11 protein-coding genes and 2 pseudogenes are annotated in these 16963 nt (G+C 59.3%); 11 read left to right on the top strand and 2 right to left on the bottom strand.

Translation table 11 applies throughout. The features are described from left to right. Window positions 1–30 precede the first annotated feature (30 nt). Window positions 31–537 (bottom strand): 2,4'-dihydroxyacetophenone dioxygenase family protein, encoded by a 507-nt coding sequence (locus WN982_RS14135; protein WP_341312599.1) that lies wholly within the window; start codon window positions 535–537, stop codon window positions 31–33. Window positions 538–937: 400 nt separating this feature from the next. On the opposite strand from WN982_RS14135, the gene WN982_RS14130 reads away from it, so the two are divergent. The 5 genes from WN982_RS14130 to WN982_RS14110 all read left to right on the top strand — a co-directional run bounded on the left by WN982_RS14130 (window position 938) and on the right by WN982_RS14110 (window position 7284). After that, a complete protein-coding gene (locus WN982_RS14130; protein ID WP_341315797.1) occupies window positions 938–2227 on the top strand; it encodes an FAD-binding oxidoreductase in 1290 nt (429 codons plus the stop codon). Between the two features lie 26 nt (window positions 2228–2253). Next, entirely contained in the window at window positions 2254–2811 is a 558-nt protein-coding gene (locus WN982_RS14125; RefSeq protein WP_341312598.1) for an XRE family transcriptional regulator, read from the top strand. Window positions 2812–2982: 171 nt separating this feature from the next. Further along, complete coding sequence (locus WN982_RS14120) at window positions 2983–4329, top strand: glutamine synthetase family protein (protein WP_341312597.1); 1347 nt, start codon at window positions 2983–2985, stop codon at window positions 4327–4329. Window positions 4330–5303: 974 nt separating this feature from the next. Further along, the gene (locus tag WN982_RS14115; RefSeq protein ID WP_341312596.1) at window positions 5304–5807 is read left to right on the top strand and encodes a M48 family metallopeptidase; all 504 of its coding nucleotides are present in this window, start codon (window positions 5304–5306) and stop codon (window positions 5805–5807) included. A 793-nt stretch (window positions 5808–6600) separates the two neighbouring features. Beyond that, entirely contained in the window at window positions 6601–7284 is a 684-nt protein-coding gene (locus WN982_RS14110; protein ID WP_341312595.1) for an OmpA family protein, read from the top strand. An 852-nt stretch (window positions 7285–8136) separates the two neighbouring features. On the opposite strand, the gene WN982_RS14105 is transcribed toward WN982_RS14110, so the two are convergent. Then, entirely contained in the window at window positions 8137–8265 is a 129-nt protein-coding gene (locus WN982_RS14105) for a hypothetical protein (protein WP_341315866.1), read from the bottom strand. Between WN982_RS14105 and WN982_RS41105 the strand changes: the two are divergent. The 6 genes and pseudogenes from WN982_RS41105 to WN982_RS14070 form a co-directional block, all read left to right on the top strand. After that, window positions 8222–11682 (top strand): annotated as a pseudogene (locus tag WN982_RS41105) (hypothetical protein); the annotation flags it as partial. The gene WN982_RS14105 and the pseudogene WN982_RS41105 overlap by 44 nt on opposite strands. 16 nt (window positions 11683–11698) lie before the next feature. Further along, on the top strand, window positions 11699–12145 hold the full coding sequence (locus WN982_RS14090; protein ID WP_341315796.1) for a YadA-like family protein: 447 nt from the start codon (window positions 11699–11701) through the stop codon (window positions 12143–12145). Between the two features lie 286 nt (window positions 12146–12431). Next, on the top strand, window positions 12432–13589 hold the full coding sequence (locus tag WN982_RS14085; RefSeq protein WP_341312594.1) for a DUF2827 family protein: 1158 nt from the start codon (window positions 12432–12434) through the stop codon (window positions 13587–13589). Further along, a complete protein-coding gene (locus WN982_RS14080) occupies window positions 13586–14737 on the top strand; it encodes a DUF2827 domain-containing protein (protein ID WP_341312593.1) in 1152 nt (383 codons plus the stop codon). Before WN982_RS14085 ends, WN982_RS14080 begins: the two co-directional genes overlap by 4 nt. Window positions 14738–14887: 150 nt before the next feature. Further along, entirely contained in the window at window positions 14888–16015 is a 1128-nt protein-coding gene (locus WN982_RS14075) for a DUF2827 domain-containing protein (RefSeq protein ID WP_341312592.1), read from the top strand. A 340-nt stretch (window positions 16016–16355) separates the two neighbouring features. Further along, window positions 16356–16644, top strand: a pseudogene (locus WN982_RS14070) (DUF1801 domain-containing protein); the annotation flags it as partial. Window positions 16645–16963: the final 319 nt, after the last annotated feature.

Genomic DNA, 16963 nt, shown 5'->3' with positions numbered 1-16963 from the left:
ATAAGACAGGTCGTCGGGGAGCGCGCGATCTTAGCGGTCGCCCTGGCAGCCGATCAGGTCGATCTCGGGTACCTGATTGGCATTGCAGTATTCCTGATAGCGGCTCAAAGCCGTCCGCCACGTTTCGACGAACGTGACCTTGCCGTCTTCGTCGAGGAAGTGGAGCTCTCCGGTCGACACGACGAGCGCCATACCGTTGTCGTCGTCGGAGAGATTCGTGAACGAGTGTGACGACTCCGACGGCTCAAAAACGAAATCTCCGGCTTGCGCGATCCAATCGTGCTGGTCGTATTTCCAACGACCGCTGAGTGTGTAGACCATCACCGTGCCGGTATGGCGATGAATATGCGCGCCTTCGCCTTTGGCCGCCTTCATGAGCAATACCACTTCGCCCGTGACGGGGTTGATTTTGAAGTATTTGAGTAGAATTTTGTCGTTGATAGGGGCGAAGGGAATCCATGGCGTGGAGTTTCCACCGATATGGACCGTGTCGATCGCGGAAACATCGTTGAGGGCTTGCATAGCTTCTGCGTTCATGGAATGCGTCTCCGATTGTGTTGAGGGCTGGGTGTGCGCAGCGCGAGCTGTGCGCAATCTCCAGTTCCTATTCAATCGCAAGTCATCCGTGGGAGCTTGACCTGTGCCGCCCAAATTTGTACTTTACGCGCCACTCGCCTGGTCTTTCCGATTACCGAAATACGCAACAGGATCCGGGTCACCTCGACACCGGGTTGCCGGGCAGGAGCGATCCGCGGCCGGGCAAACGCTGACGCTGCGATAGCGGCGACCGGTGCATGGCATGGCGGCTGAAGATATCGGGCCGCCATGCCTCGGCTGACTGAAGGTGAAGGAAAGTGAAGATCACGATTGCTTTCATGAAAAATCGGTGCTATTTTTTCATGAAATTATCGATTGGATTTTTCACGAGCCACTGCCAATGTTCCATCAGTCCGCCCGGCACGTCGCGAGCTACTACGCGCGAACCTATCCCGGCCCGATTCCGTTGCGCCCGGCTTTGGAAGACCGCCTGGACACCGAGGTGTTAGTTGTCGGCGCCGGTTTCAGCGGGCTGCACACCGCGCTGCGCCTGGCTTTGGCAGGCAAGCGGGTGACCTTGCTCGAGGCCAGCCGGGTGGCTTGGGCTGCGTCCGGGCGCAATGGCGGCCAGGCGCTGCTCGGCTGGTCGTGCGACATGCCGCCGCTGGAAGCGGCGCTGGGGCAGGAGCGCGCCCGCCAACTGTGGGACAGCATGCGTTGGGCCGCCGCGGAGATACGCGAACTGCCGCAGCGTCATGGCTTTGATGCCGACTACCGGGCCGGCAGTTTGTGGGCGGCGGTGCTGCCGCGCCGCGTCGGTCTCCTGCAGGAGGCCCAGCGGGAGGCCGTGGAGAAGTGGGGCTACGACCGCATGCGCTTCATCCCTCGCGAGGAAATGCCCCAGTGGATTGCAAGCGAGCGTTATCGTGCGGCGCTCTACGATCCCGAGGCTGGGCACCTGAATCCGTTGAAGCTGGCCCAAGGTCTGACGGCGGCGATCGAGCAGGCTGGCGGGCGCATCTTCGAACAGAGCCACGTGCTGGACTACCGCGAAACGCCCGCCGGTTATGTGGCGCGCACCGATAAGGGCGAGGTGCGTGCCGATGTGCTGGTGCTCGCCTGCAACGCGTATCTCGACCGGCTCGACCGCAAGCTTGCGAGGCGCGTGCTGCCGGTCGGCACGTATCAGGTGGCCACCTCGCAGCTGAAACCGGAACTGGCCCGCTCGCTGCTGCCGCGCAACAACTGCGTGATCGACAATCAGTTCGTTCCCGATTACTTTCGCCTGAGTCCGGACAACCGCCTGCTATTCGGCGGCGGCTGCACTTACGCGGGTGGTATTCCAAAAGATATCGCGGCGGTCACCCGGCCCTACCTGGAACGGGCGTTCCCGCAACTGCGAGGGGTGGCGCTGGAGTTTGCCTGGGGCGGACATATCGATATCAGCATGAAACGCACGCCGGATATCGGTCGCCAGGGCGAGCGCTACTGGCTGCAGGGCTATTCGGGTCATGGCGTGCTGCCGACGCTCGCCGCTGCCCGTGCAGTGGCCGACGCCATTCTCGGCGACGACGAACTGCTGCGCCTGTATCAGTCCATCCACAATCCGCCTTTCCCGGGCGGCGCGCTGCTGGCGGCGCCGCTGGAGGTCATTGGGAAAACCTGGTATCGCCTGCGCGATAGAGTGTGAGAGAAAGGGCAGAAGAGGGGCAAAAGATGAACAAGCAGGAAGAGATTGAAGGTCTTGCGATATTGATTCGCGACCTGCGCAAGCACAGGAAGGTGACCTTGGGTGCATTGGCGGAAAAGATTGGCCGCTCGGTAGGTTTCCTCTCCCAGATCGAGCGCGGCCTCTCGCGTCCGACTGTGGGCGACCTGACCGCCATCGGTGAGGCCTTGGGCGTACCCACCACTTATTTCTATAGCCTGAGCAAGCCGCGTGCGCTGCCGTGGGTGACCCGGCCCGACGAACGCCGCACCCTCTATTACGCCGAGGGCGTCACCGACGTGCTGGTGTCGCCGAACATGTCAGCGGGCTTTTCCATGCTGGAAAGCCACCTGGCCCCTGGCGCCAGCAGCGGCGACAGGCCTCTGAATGACAGCGATGAGCAGGGTGGCTTCGTCCTCGAAGGCGAGTTGACCATCTGGCTGGAAGGCGAGACGAAGCCGGTGACCCTGGGCCCCAACGACGGCTTTCAGGTGCCGGCGCACGCTCAGTTCCGCTACGCCAATCTGTCTGACCAACCGACCCGGGTACTTTGGGTGTTCACCTAGAATTCAGCCGGCCTTCGACGCGCCAGGCGATGCTTTCTTTGAATGAAAATTCGGATTGCTAATTTGCTGAATTGGGAATCCCGCATCCTGTCCCGCCGTCATCTTGCCTACGGATTCTTACGGCATTGAACTGAATCTCGATCATCAATTTTTCATGAGAAGGACAACAACGTGGCTTCCTCTACCGCAGACCTGCTCAGTGAAGTGCGCGCCTTCCGTGCGGCGTATCCCGAGGTGCGCTACGTCGATCTCATTTGCCTGGATATCCCTGGGCACTTCTATGGCAAGCGATACCCGGTGGACATGCTGGAGAAGGTCGCTGTCGGCGGCCTTCTGAAGTTGCCGCAGAACTGCATATTGCTGGGTACGCAGGGCGGTTTGTACCCGATCGGCGATTATTGCTTCAACGACGGCGATCCGGATGCGACACGCCGCCTGATCGCTGGCACCCTCAAGCCGGTGAGATGGGAGGGCCGGCCATTGGGACAGATGTTGATCAGCTCGGACGGCACCGAGGCGCCCATCGAGTTCGAACCGCGCGAGGTGCTGGCACGGGTGCTGAAACGCTTCGAACGGCGCGGCATCCGTCCGGTAGTGGCTTTCGAGCTGGAGTTCTACCTGTTCGACGCGAGGCTCGAGAACGGCCTGCCGCAGTTCCCACGCGACCCGCTCTGCGACGACAGGGACGACCAGCCGAACATGCACATCGAGCGACTGTCCCGTTTCTCCGGCGTGCTCCACGAGATGGTCGATACCGCACGCGAGCAGGGCGTGGATGCTACGGCGATCACCGCCGAATTGGGACCCGGGCAGTTCGAGATCAACTTCGGTCATCACGACGACGGTCTGCGTGCCGCAGACTGGGCGGCGTTATTCTGCCGCAGCACGCGTGGCGTGGCGATGAAGCATGGCTACCGTGCGAGCTTCATGAGCAAGCCGTATCTGCATGCGCCGGGCAGCGGCATGCATGTGCATGTGAGCCTCTACGACGAGGGCGGCAACAACCTGCTGGCCGCGGACGGCCAGCGGCCGATGCGTCACGCGGTGGCTGGGTGTCTGGCTTTGCTGCCGCATTGCATGCCTGTGTTCGCTGCGAATCACAACGCTTTTCGCCGCTATGGCTGGAAGGCGAATGCTGCCAGCCGCGCCAGTTGGGGGTTTGAAGACCGCGATGCGTGTATTCGCATTCCTGAATCGGATGACCGCAACCTGCGGATTGAGCATCGGCTGGCGGGGGCCGATGCTAATCCTTATCTGGTGCTGGCTGCTATTCTCACTGGTATGGAGTATGGGTTGGATGCTGCTTGCGAGCCCATCGCGCCGCTTAACGAGGATCGTGGGAGTGGTGTTGATTTTCCTAAAGATATGCTTACAGCTGTTGCTGGGATGTTGGACCATCCGGTGGTGCAGGAGGGATTGGGGGAGGAGTTTGTTATGGTCTTCTGTGAGCATAAGCGCCAGGATTTTCTGGACTTCATGAATGAAGTCAATGCGCGGGAATATCGGTGGTTTCTCTAAGGGTTGTTGCTTTTTGGTGTTTGTTTTTTTTTGCCTTCGCGGCGCTTATGGTCTGTGCGCCTGCGGTGTTGGCCTTTCCTTGATTTGTTAGTGGTCTATTAGCGTCGCCCCTGTGCGGGGCAGGCACTTTCTTTGCCGCCGCAAAGAAAGTAAGCAAAGAAAGCGGCTTCACACCGCTAACGCTTAAGCGGGTCCCCTGGCTTGGAGGAGGCAGTGGAGCATCTGGAATCTGTGCTCTCGCGCATTCGGCGTGAGTGACAAGGCAGTCATACTTCCGGCGGCGCTGCGCGCGCCGAAGCGGTACTTCATTAAACCGCCTGCCAATTTCGCGTCAACGTTTTGCGCGGTGCGGTGGCTCACCCTCGCGTTCCCCATGCCTCGCCGAAGCGCTCGCGTTTTTCCCGGCGAGTTGGCCATGCTGTTGCATGGCCAACGCTTAATGTGGTACCGACATTTCGCTCTGGGTGATAGTTCGCGCTTGCACAAAGCAGCGCCTCGCCGAGGCGCAGCCGATGGCCCCCGCCACGCACAAACGAAGCCCCTGGTTTCCCTGGCAGACCGTTCCGGCGAGCACGCAGTGCGAGGCGGGAAGGATGATGCGGGAAGCGCGTACGCCCCATCGGTTTTGTGAAGTACCGCTGCGGCGCGCGAAGCGCCGCCGGAAGTATGACTGCCTTGTCACTAAAGTAAAATGTGCGGAGACACAGATTCCAGATGCTCCACTACCTCCTCCAGGCCAGGGGACCCGCTTAAGCGTTAGCGGTGTGAAGCCGCTTTCTTTGCTTACTTTCTTTGCGGCGGCAAAGAAAGTAAGTGCCTGCCCCGCACAGGGGCGACGCCAATAGACCACTAAGAAAGCAAGGAAAGGCCAACGCCGCAGGCGCACAGACAGAAAGCGCCGCGAAGGCAAAAACGAAAGCAAAGCCCAACACCGTAAACAAACACCCAAATCAGCGCGCTACGCGCAACCAAACATGCAGCACTTAAAATACCTAACCGGCTACCCAGCCCCGCTACAAGAAAAAGTCAAAAAGCTGATAGCCGACCAGCAACTCGGCCCTTACCTCGCCCAGAGGTACCCCAACACGCATGAGGTGCAAACCGACCGAGCGCTATACGACTACTGCGCAGCGTTGAAGCGCGAACACCTCCGCAGCGCGGAACAAATCGACAAAGTCATCTACGACAGCAAGCTCGATGTAGTACGCCACGCGTTAGGCCTCCACACGAGCATCTCCCGCGTGCAAGGCGGCAAACTCAAAGCAAAAAAAGAAATCCGTATCGCCTCGCTATTCAAAGACACGGCGCCGGAATTCCTGAAAATGATCGTCGTGCACGAACTCGCCCACCTGAAAGAAAGCGACCACAACAAAGCGTTCTACCGCCTCTGCGAGTTTATGCAACCGGGCTACCACCAGATCGAATTCGACCTGCGCCTATACCTGACGCATCGCGATCTGACAAAAAGCCAGATCTAGACCGTCAAGCTGCGGCAACCTCCACAGCAGAAGCACTCAACAGAACAGGAACCGACTTCGAAGTCGGCGTCCCCGCGCCATCGGCGACAGAAGACAGTGGCACCCGCGGATTCGTCTCCGGGTAATACGCGCCCAGACATCCGTGCGGAATGTCGTACTCCACCAGCAAGAAAAACAGAATCGCAACGGATTGGCGTGTACAAAAACCAGCGCTGAAATCCGCAAACCCGTACGACCGCCAAGTTTCGCCCTCGTGGATAAATCAACGAAATTTCGAAGAGCTGCGATATCGGGGCGAGCAGTCCATCGCTAATCTTTCGGCTTCTGGAAGCGGCGGGTGAAGGTGTTCCACGCGACTTGCTATCACTAATTTACGCTGGCTTTTGAGGCGTCCGGTCGATCGCTCGCGTCACGGGCGATCGAATCGAGTTGCTGATTGAATGGAGATTGATAAGGGTCATGAAATATCTTGCGCTGTTGCTTGTAGCAGCCCTTGCGGGGTGTTCGTCATCTTCCACGCCGTTAACTAACGATTATTCGATAAAGACGGACAGTGGTGTTCAGCGCTTCCGCGTAGCCTGTTCGGGGCTGTTGGGTGGGAAGGATGTCTGCCTGCGCAGGGCGAAAGCCATTTGCGGCGAACAGAGTGTCAGTCTGGTTGGTGCTCCGGAGCGTGACGCAATGATATTCCAATGCGCAGCGCCTCAGTCTCCCGTGCGGAAGTGATCTGGCGGTTGTTCGCCTGAAGAGGCGGTAAGCCCGTCGACTTGATGGGAAATGGAAATTTTCGAAAATGAAAAATATCGCTTTTGTTGTCCTGTTGTTTCTCGCTGGGTGTACCGTCTACTCGGGGCCTACCGCAAACATGCGACCGGTGGGCAATGGGCATGGTGACGAACAGGTGTATCAGGTCGAATGTACGGGGCTCTTTGAGGAGACCGGTTCCTGCCTGAGCAAGGCGCAGGAGATATGCGCTATCCAGCCCGGCTCGCCGGCGCTTCACGTTATTGAGCAGATTGCACCGCGCGGTCGCACGCCGGATCGGCTTCTGTTCCGGTGTGAGGTTCCCCGAATGTCTGTCCGGGCTGCTGTGCCTGCTCCCGCTCCCGCGCCGGCCCCTGTTCAGTCGCCGGCGAAGGTGTTGCTGCATGGCGACGCGCTGTTCGATTTTGACAAATCCACGCTCAAGCCTGCTGGTTGGCGAGCGCTGGATAAGCTCATCACTGATGCGGGTGGAAAGCAATTCCGCGTGGTTCAGGTCTCGGGCTATACGGACTCTATCGGTTCTGAGAGCTACAACAACGCACTGTCGATGCGTCGGGCACGCACCGTTGCGACTTATCTGCGGGAGCATGGATTGCAGGCGGATCGCTTCGTTGTGAATGGCCTCGGTAGGTCCAATCCCGTGGCGTCGAATGCGACGGATGACGGACGTGCGCAAAACCGACGTGTCGAGCTTGTTCTCGAGCAGAAGTAAAGGTGGTGGCGGCGATCGGCTGATCTTAGTCATCCGCTAGATGGTGAACGTGGTTCGGAGAGCGTGGGTGACGGGATCGGCGATTTGCAGGCGTTGTCCGCAAATCGCCCGCGACAGCGAATTAAATCTGGTTTGGATTATCAGTCGAAAGAGACGGTTATAGCTCGCGCGACTTCCGTTTTGCATAAGTCACTGCTTCCCGCCTGCCGTACTCCGCCGCGGTCATTTGTCACATTGACTTGTTTTGAACGCCTGTTCATGGCGGTCACCTCCTGTTCCGAGATGGCATTCATCCTCGAGATGGTTTGCTGGTTTCCACTGGCCTCGTACGTAGCTGTTCGCGTTGGGCTGCGGTGTGCCGATCAATTCCCTTAAACAGGTGCCCCAACCTGAGAGGCATGTCCTTCTGCGTTGCGTCAGGCGCGACTGATGGTGGCGCGTTTCTCTAACTTGGCCGTCTTCGACTCGTCCTCTCGCACCCAGCTAACGGATGGAGTGGGCCTGATATTTCGAATATATGCGATATCGGGTGCTGTTGTCTTTCGGTATCTTTCATGATTGAAATGAATCTGTTGGGCTGATGGCGGACTAGTGGCGCGTGATGGCGCCTTTGTATCCGGTCACAACTGGGTGGTTTCTAGTTATCTGAAGGCGGTATCACTGACTTGGGTACGCGTTTTCTGATCCTTATGTTCATGTAGTAGTGCGAATTTAATAACGGTATAGGAGTAGCGATTTGAACAAGATCTTCAAAACAGTATGGTGCGAAAAGACGCGTACCCGTGTCGCGGTGTCCGAAGAGGCGACAGGGCACCGAGGTGCGACTTCGAGCACTGTTGCGTCGGGTGGGAGTCAGAAAAAGCTGCTTCGCCTGTCGATGTTCGCTGTGGCGTCGTTGTCCGCCATGGGCTTCGTTGGGCCGTTCCAGTCGAGCGCGATGGCGGCCAACGGCGCCACCAACAGCTCGTCGATGTGCGTCAATTATGGCGGTAAATATAACGGCTACGCTTCAAGCGGGACGTTTCTTTATAATGTCTGTAACGATCCGTCCTCTTGGGCGGGCGACGTGCAGGTGGGCGGTTCCGGGGATTGGGTGGGTCTCAATGCGGACTCAACGCAGATCGTCGTGGACGGTACGAAGGGGGAAATCTATTTCCGCCCCGGTGGCGAGACCGGAAACATTCTCACCGTGTCGAACGGTACGGGCGGTGTAACCCTCTCTGGCTTGGCTGCAGGTGTTAATCCCACCGACGCGGTGAACATGTCGCAGCTGACATCGCTGTCAACCTCGACATCGACAAGCATTTCTTCCTTGTCGACCACGGTCGCATCGTCAGGATTTGGTCTGGTAAGCCAGAACGCGTCGACCGGCGCACTTTCAGTTGGTGCGAGCACCATTGGCACGACCGTTAATTTCGCTGGCACGCAAGGCGACCGGACACTCTCGGGCGTCGCAGCAGGTGTCAACTCGGATGACGCCGTCAACGTGTCGCAGCTTATCTCACTGTCCACGTCAGACGCGACGCTGATCAGCTCGGTTTCGACTTCCAGCGCCAGCATGATCAGTTCGCTGTCCACGGTTGTAAGCCAGGGCAATGGGCTGCTGACTCAGAACTCGACGACCGGTGTCATCACACTTGGCGCGAACGTCGCCGGTACCAGTCTGAATATTGCGGGCGGCCAAGGCGCGCGTGTCCTATCCGGTGTGGCTGATGGTGTCGCTGCCACGGACGCTGTGAACGTTGAGCAGTTGACGTCGCTTTCGACCGTCGCTTCCACGGCGCTGGCCTCGACGGATGCGAGTGTGGCGGCGCTTTCAACATCTTTGGGCAACACGGATGATGAGGTTGCGTCGCTCTCGACGAGCCTTAGCACCGTCAACACGAATCTCAGCGACATCAACAACAACATGACGTCTCTGCAGACCGCGATGCAGAATGCGGTCTCGTACGATGATTCGACCAAAGCGCAAATTACGCTGGGTGGTGTGGGATTCACCACGCCGGTTCTCCTGACGAACGTTGCCGCTGGTTCGATTTCGGCGACTAGTACCGACGCAGTAAACGGGTCACAGCTCTATGCTGCGGAACAACAGTTGGGCCTGCTCACGAGCCAGGTCACGTCGTTGAGCACGTCGATGTCCACGCTGGAATCCACCGTCGCCGGCGCGGCGTCGGGGAGCAATTCGAGCGCCACGGGTAACAATGCCGCGGCGTCGGGTGACAACAGCACGGCAAGCGGTGCAAACTCGACAGCGTCGGGCGACAACGCGACGGCCACCGGTGAAAACTCGGCCGCGACGGGCGACAACAGCACGGCGACGGGTACGGACTCGGCCGCATCGGGTAACAACAGCACGGCAAGCGGCGCAAACTCGACAGCGTCGGGTGACAACACGACGGCCACCGGTGAAAACTCGGCCGCGACGGGCGACAACAGCACGGCGACGGGTACGGACTCGGCCGCATCGGGTAACAACAGCACGGCAAGCGGTGCAAACTCGACAGCGTCGGGCGACAACACGACGGCCACCGGTGAAAACTCGGCCGCGACGGGCGACAACAGCACGGCGACGGGTACGGACTCGGCCGCATCGGGTAACAACAGCACGGCAAGCGGTGCAAACTCGACAGCGTCGGGCGACAACACGACGGCCACCGGTGAAAACTCGGCCGCGACGGGCGATAACAGCACGGCGACGGGTACGGACTCGGCCGCATCGGGTAATAACAGCACGGCAAGCGGTGCAAATTCGACAGCGTCGGGCGACAACACGACGGCTACCGGTGAAAACTCGGCCGCGACGGGCGATAACAGCACGGCGACGGGTACGGACTCGGCCGCATCGGGTAATAACAGCACGGCAAGCGGTGCAAATTCGACAGCGTCGGGCGACAACACGACGGCCACCGGTGAAAACTCGGCCGCGACGGGCGACAACAGCACGGCGACGGGTACGGACTCGGCCGCATCGGGTAACAACAGCACGGCAAGCGGTGCAAACTCGACAGCGTCGGGTGACAACACGACGGCCACCGGTGAAAACTCGGCCGCGACGGGCGATAACAGCACGGCGACGGGTACGGACTCGGCAGCCTCGGGCAACAGCAGCACGGCGAGCGGCGCGAACTCGACGGCGTCGGGCGACAACAGCACGGCGACCGGTGCCAACTCGACCGCGACGGGCGAAGGCAGCACGGCGACGGGCCAAAACGCAGCGGCGTCCGGTGACAGCAGCACTGCATCGGGTAACAACTCGGCAGCCTCGGGTAACAGCAGCACGGCGAACGGCGCGAATTCGACGGCGTCGGGCGACAACAGCACGGCGACCGGTGCCAACTCGACCGCGACGGGCGAAGGCAGCACGGCGACGGGCGAAAACGCAGCAGCGTCCGGCGACAGCAGCACTGCATCGGGTAACAACTCGGCAGCCTCGGGCAACAGCAGCACGGCGAGCGGCGCGAACTCGACGGCGTCGGGCGACAACAGCACGGCGACCGGCGCCAACTCGACCGCGACGGGCGAAGGCAGCACGGCGACGGGCGAAAACGCAGCAGCGTCCGGCGACAGCAGCACTGCATCGGGTAACAACTCGGCAGCCTCGGGTAACAGCAGCACGGCGAGCGGCGCGAACTCGACGGCGTCGGGCGACAACAGCACGGCGACCGGTGCCAACTCGACCGCGACGGGCGAAGGCAGCACGGCGACGGGCCAAAACGCAGCGGCGTCCGGTGACAGCAGCACTGCATCGGGTAACAACTCGGCAGCCTCGGGTAACAGCAGCACGGCGAACGGCGCGAACTCGACGGCGTCGGGCGACAACAGCACGGCGACCGGTGCCAACTCGACCGCGACGGGCGAAGGCAGCACGGCGACGGGCGAAAACGCAGCGGCGTCCGGCGACAGCAGCACTGCATCGGGTAACAACTCGGCAGCCTCGGGTAACAGCAGCACGGCGAACGGCGCGAACTCGACGGCGTCGGGCGACAACAGCACGGCGACCGGTGCCAACTCGACCGCGACGGGCGAAGGCAGCACGGCGACGGGCGAAAACGCAGCAGCGTCCGGTGATAGCAGCACTGCATCGGGTAACAACGCTACCGCCTCGGGCACGAACAGCACGGCGACCGGTGCCAACTCGGCTGCATCGGGTAGCGGTGCGACGGCGACCGGCGAAAGTGCAGTTGCGTCAGGCGACAACAGCACTGCGTCGGGTAACAACGCTACCGCCTCGGGCACGAACAGCACGGCGACCGGTGCCAACTCGATCGCATCGGGCGACACGAGTTCGGCTTACGGCACGAACGCAGCGGCATCCGGCAACAACAGTACTGCCACGGGTGCCAATGCAGTTGCTTCCGGAACTGGCAGTGCTGCGTTCGGCGAGAGCGCCAGCGCAACGGGTGCGGGCAGTGTGGCAATCGGCCAGGGGGCTAATGCGTCTGCCGCCAACTCTGTTGCCCTCGGTGCGGGTTCAGTTGCAAGTGAGGCGAATACGGTTTCGGTTGGCTCGCAGGGTAGCGAGCGACGCATCACGAACGTCGCGGCTGGTGTCAATGCAACTGATGCCGTCAACGTCAGCCAGCTCAACGGCGCGATGTCGGGTATGCAAGGCGAGATCAATTCGGTGGCCCGTAATGCATATTCCGGTGTGGCCGCCGCTACCGCACTGACGATGATTCCGGACGTCGACGCGGGCAAGACGCTGTCTATCGGGGTGGGGACTGGTAACTACAAGGGCTACCAGGCAACTGCTCTCGGCGGGACGGCCCGCATCACCCAGAACATGAAGGTGAAGGCTGGTGTGAGCTATAGCAGCGGTGGCACCGTTTGGGGCGCGGGTATGTCGTACCAGTGGTAATTGCCTCACTTGCCACCGGATCTGGTTGCTGACTAAGACGTTCTCCGGCCAGATCCTCCGGCTAGGGCCGCCGCATACCCGGTATGCGGCGGCATTTTTTTTGCGAAACGATGTTCCGCGCGGAATTGTCCGGAACGTGTCTCCATACGCTCTGAAACGCTCGTAGAATGAATGCGGCCGATTGCCGTGGCGACAGGTTGTCGCGCCGGGAAACGAGTACTCACCGCAGCGGTCTGGAGTTAAGGTGGATATAGAAATATCCGTACGCCGGGAGAGGTCGGAATCTATGGTTGACGAAAAGTACCTACGCATTGGAATTTCCGTAGACACAAGCCAGCAGCATATCTGGCAGAACGGCCCGTACCAGAATGCCATCTTTCTCGCCGCCGCGTTTCAGCGGTTGCCCTTCGTGCGGTCGGTGACACTGGTTGATGTCGCGTGCGGGAATGTAGCCGCTGCACCAGACACGGATATCGTCGGGCCACTTCCACTCGTCACTCCGCAGCATGCCGCTGACGTGGTAGACGTCCTCATCGAACTGGCAGGCGCCTTTGATCCGAAGTGGCTGGAACTGATGCGGGCACGGGGTAAAAAGGCGGTGCTCTATCAGGCGCGCCATTCTTTTACCGAACTTGCCGAGCCGGCACTATTCGGGTGCCACGCTGCAGGTCGCTGGGGAGTTCGTTTTGACGAAATCTGGACAATGACAAAAGACCGGCCGTTCGAGTCGATGATGCGGACGGTGCATCGGTGCGAAGTGCACGAGGTGCCTTTCATGTGGCATCCGGAATTCGTGCAACAGCGAGCGAGACAGTTGCAGGCATACGGACTTGAGTTCGGATATGGTAGGCAGGTGCAAGTCGCAGGTACTGCCAACAGCGTTCGAGTGGCCATTTTCGAGCCCAATGCTTCAGTGGTCCGAAACGCCAGCATTCCGATGCTGATCTGTGACGAAGCCTATCGGCATGACAGAACATCAGTGCAGGCCATGCACGTGCTGAACAGCCTTCATATGAAGGACCATCCGACAATGCTTTACCTGGCCAACTCGCTGGATATCGTACGCGAACACAAGGCCACGTTCCATGGATTCCACGATGTCGTGAGCTTCATGCCGCAATTCGCAGACGCTGTCGTCGCCCATCAGTGGCAAAACGCGCAAACCTATACCGCGCTGGACGTGCTGTACGGAGACTATCCTCTGGTCCACAACGCCGAATGGATGAAAGAGGCTGGTTACTACTATCCCGATTTCGAAGTCATCGAAGGTGCGCGCCTGTTGAGACAACTTGCCCAAGATCATTCCAGGACCCTGACGGATTACAGGAGCCGATCAGCGAAAGTGTTTAAGCAGGTCGACCCTTTCCGGCCGGGCACCCTCGCTGCATATTCGGCAAGGCTTCTACACCTGTGCCGCAGTGAAAGGAAAGGGGAGACCGTATGACTTCGGTGTCCGTCAATTCAGTTTTTAGCCGAAAGCTGCGTGTTGGCGTTTCGATGCACGTGCGCGCCGGGGGGCAGTCGCTCTGGGAGAACGGCATTTATCAGAATTGCATTTTCCTGGTGATGCTCCTCATGCGTTCCCCGATCGTCAGCGAGACTTACCTGGTGGTCGACGGGGCGACCGCGAATGAAGTGAAATCGAAGGAATTCCTACGGGAGTCACCGGTGCCGGTTATCGGCATGAGCGAGGCAGCGACGACCTTGGACGTCATGATCGAGATGAGCGCGCAGCTTAAAAAGGACTGGATCGTTTCGTTTCGCGAGCGCAAGGGAAAGGTCGTATCGATGCGCGTAGGAAATGATTATGTGATTGATGTTGAACGCATGACCTTTGGCAAGCCGAACGGGATGCTCATTCCCGGTGAACCGTATGACGCCATCTGGACTCTGCCCCAATATGAAAAGATTGGGGCGCCATACTACGGAAGCGCCTTTCGCGCGCCTGTGCGGATTCTCGGACACTTGTGGAGCCCGGTTTTCCTGCAACGTGAGATCGCAAATCTCCCGTCCGGTTCGTCGTTTGGCTATCAGCCCGAGCGTCGTCGCTGGCGCGTCGGCATCTTTGAGCCAAATCTCTGTCTGGTCAAAACGAGTTTCATCCCGATGCTATGCTGCGAAGCCGCACATCGAGCCAATCCTGACTTTCTTGAATATGTCAGGGTCTACAACACGCTTGTAATGAAGGAAAACGCAACCTTCGGAAGCTTCGCCCGCAGTCTGGATATCGTGAAGCACGGCCTTGCCTCATTCGAGGGACGTTTCCCGCTGTACCGCGTCGTGGCGTCAGACGTGGACGCGATCGTGTCGCATCAGTGGGAGAACGCTCAGAACTACGTCTATTACGAAGCGCTTTTTGGTGCCTATCCGCTTGTTCACAATTCTCATCTGATTGGCGATTGTGGTTACCGCTACCATGATTTCGACTGCGAGGAAGGTGCGCTGGCACTGCAGCGAGCGTATGTGGAACATGATGCCAATCTCGACCACTACCGGCGAACCGCAGGCGAATTCCTGCGCGGACTTGCGCCGGAAAACGAGGCCAATGTGCGAGCCTATACCGAAGCGATCGCTGCGCTCTACGAGCCCTGACGATCGCCTCGGATCGCGGAGCGAGCTTCGCGCACGAATGGCAGACGCAAGCCCCTTGTCTGATGCGGCTGCCGGCGAGCAGGCAGGGCGGCTCGCGGCGGACTGTTGGCATTTGGTATCAGCGCCGTCAGCGCGGGAATGGGGTACTAGATGAAAAAACTGAAAATCGGTATCACGATCGGATTGCATCATCCGGCGGAAACCCTATGGAATAACGGGATCAAGCAGAACGCTGCATTTCTCGCTCTGGCGTTGCGCAACTGCCCGAACGTTGAGAGCGTCACGCTCGTCAATACGACGGCGACGCCCATTACCGATGCGTTGCCGTGGAACCTCGAGCAATTTCCTACTGTCGCTTTCGATGTGGCGAAAGATGTTGTTGACATCATGATTGAGCTCGGCGGCCAGATCGACCGTAACCAGACCGATTACCTCAAGACGAGAGGCGCGCGCCTGATATCGTATTGCTGCGGATCTGAGTATGTCCTTGCGATGGAGGCCGTCCTGTTTCGCAAGTCCTTATGGGGACCGCACCTGTTCGTCAATCAGCGGTATGACGATATCTGGGCCGTTCCTCAGGTCGCTGGGCTGAACCTGCCTTATTTCGAGGTGCTCCGCCGGAAAAAAGCCCGCGTGATTCCATTTGTATGGAGCCCAGTTTTTTTGGAGGAGCAGGTGAGTGCGTTGCCCGGTGGCGGTGTGTACCAGGCTTCATCGCGACCGAGGCGGTTAAGCGTGATGGAGCCGAATATCAATGTAGTCAAGTTCTGCCTGTATCCAGCGTTGATCGCAGAGCTGGCATATCGCGCACGTCCGGAAAGCATTGCGCGACTTCAGGTCACCAATGCGGAGCAGTTGGCCACGCAAAGTCCTGAATTTGTATCTTTGATGAATCAGCTAGACATCGTCCGTGACAGAAAGGCCGTCTTTGTGGGGCGATATGAAACCCCGTCCTTCCTGGCCGAATACACGGATGTCGTCATATCGCATCAACTGGGAAATCCGCTTAACTATTTTTATCTGGAAGTCTGCTGGCAGGGCTATCCGTTGATCCATAACGCATCAATGTGCCGGGACATGGGCTATTACTACGAGGACAACGACGTGGCTGGCGGAGCAGAGGAGTTGATCCGCGCACTGCAGTTTCACGACGCAGATGCGGTTCAATACAGGCAAGCGCAGCGCGACGCCATTGCGCGCCATTTGCCCGATAATCCGGATGTCGTTTCAACGTATTCAGGTTTGCTTGATGAAATCATGGCCCGACCGATCTGTTGAGCGAGGGTGTGCCGGCCAGTCCGGCACACCGTCTTTCGCCGCTACCTTTTGCGTGAAGTCGGTCAGGCTGGGCTTATTTTTCCCTGGTATTCAGTTCGTGGGCGACGCCACGCGGCCCTTGCGAACGTTCCAGCCGTTTATCGGTCGAGTGTACCAACCTGCAGACGACGGCGCCCCCACATGGCCAGTGGCCCCCGTGACGAGGATCATTGTGCCGCTCCACGTTCCTGCTTGCCTCACGCATATCCCGGTAGTAATCTAGGCCCTGCCGAAACGGTGCCTGCCCGCACCACATTGTGGTCGCATGAAACGGGACCAGAATTCGAGGCATAAAGATCGAATGAATCCATCGGAACGTATTGACCAGCTGATCGCAGAACTCACAGACTGGCGTGGCAAAAGTTCGTCGGCATCCGCAAAACATCCTCGAGGCCGACCGGGAGATAATCGACGAATGGAAGCGGATGGGAAGCCCGGTGTGGTCTCACGACGGAATAATCGCGGTCGCCAACGCGCACAAAGAGAAGGCGAAGCTTATCTTTGCCCACGGGGCGAGTTTCGCAGATCCTGACAAGCTCTTCAACGCGGGCCTCGAAGGCAACGCGAGACGAGCGATCGATTTTTTCGAGGTGCGTTGCTACAATGCGTAGCTGTCCTCGCTTCCGGTTTCCGGACGGTGATGAACGTATTTAAGCAGCCGGAAGTATGTCGCACAATAAAAGGGCCGCGTGGAGCCTGGTGCCTCGTCGCGCTGCACCGCACGTACTTCCGGCAGGCTGGACGGTTCCAGGCCGATGTCCATGCGCGCCGAAATATTCCATGCAACAGATGGCCAGACTGTTCACCGCTATCCAGGCGCGACACATGTTTGACGATTATGCGTAACGAGTATTAGACTCCGCGCGCGTGCCGCCGAAGGGGTGAGGGGGCTACTGGTATTCGATAATC

Source organism: Paraburkholderia sp. IMGN_8 (assembly GCF_038050405.1).
Classification (GTDB): Bacteria; Pseudomonadota; Gammaproteobacteria; order Burkholderiales; family Burkholderiaceae; genus Paraburkholderia.
This window is presented reverse-complemented; position numbering and strand designations above follow the sequence as displayed.

What these genes read in the sequence shown, in the direction of transcription:
- WN982_RS14125 (WP_341312598.1), top strand. Translation starts at nt 2,254, where the DNA reads ATGAACAAGCAGGAAGAGATTGAAGGTCTTGCGATATTGATTCGCGAC.
- WN982_RS14115 (WP_341312596.1), top strand. Translation starts at nt 5,304, where the DNA reads ATGCAGCACTTAAAATACCTAACCGGCTACCCAGCCCCGCTACAAGAA.
- WN982_RS14135 (WP_341312599.1), bottom strand. Translation starts at nt 537, where the DNA reads ATGAACGCAGAAGCTATGCAAGCCCTCAACGATGTTTCCGCGATCGAC.
- WN982_RS14075 (WP_341312592.1), top strand. Translation starts at nt 14,888, where the DNA reads ATGAAAAAACTGAAAATCGGTATCACGATCGGATTGCATCATCCGGCG.
- WN982_RS14080 (WP_341312593.1), top strand. Translation starts at nt 13,586, where the DNA reads ATGACTTCGGTGTCCGTCAATTCAGTTTTTAGCCGAAAGCTGCGTGTT.
- WN982_RS14130 (WP_341315797.1), top strand. Translation starts at nt 938, where the DNA reads ATGTTCCATCAGTCCGCCCGGCACGTCGCGAGCTACTACGCGCGAACC.
- WN982_RS14110 (WP_341312595.1), top strand. Translation starts at nt 6,601, where the DNA reads ATGAAAAATATCGCTTTTGTTGTCCTGTTGTTTCTCGCTGGGTGTACC.
- WN982_RS14085 (WP_341312594.1), top strand. Translation starts at nt 12,432, where the DNA reads ATGGTTGACGAAAAGTACCTACGCATTGGAATTTCCGTAGACACAAGC.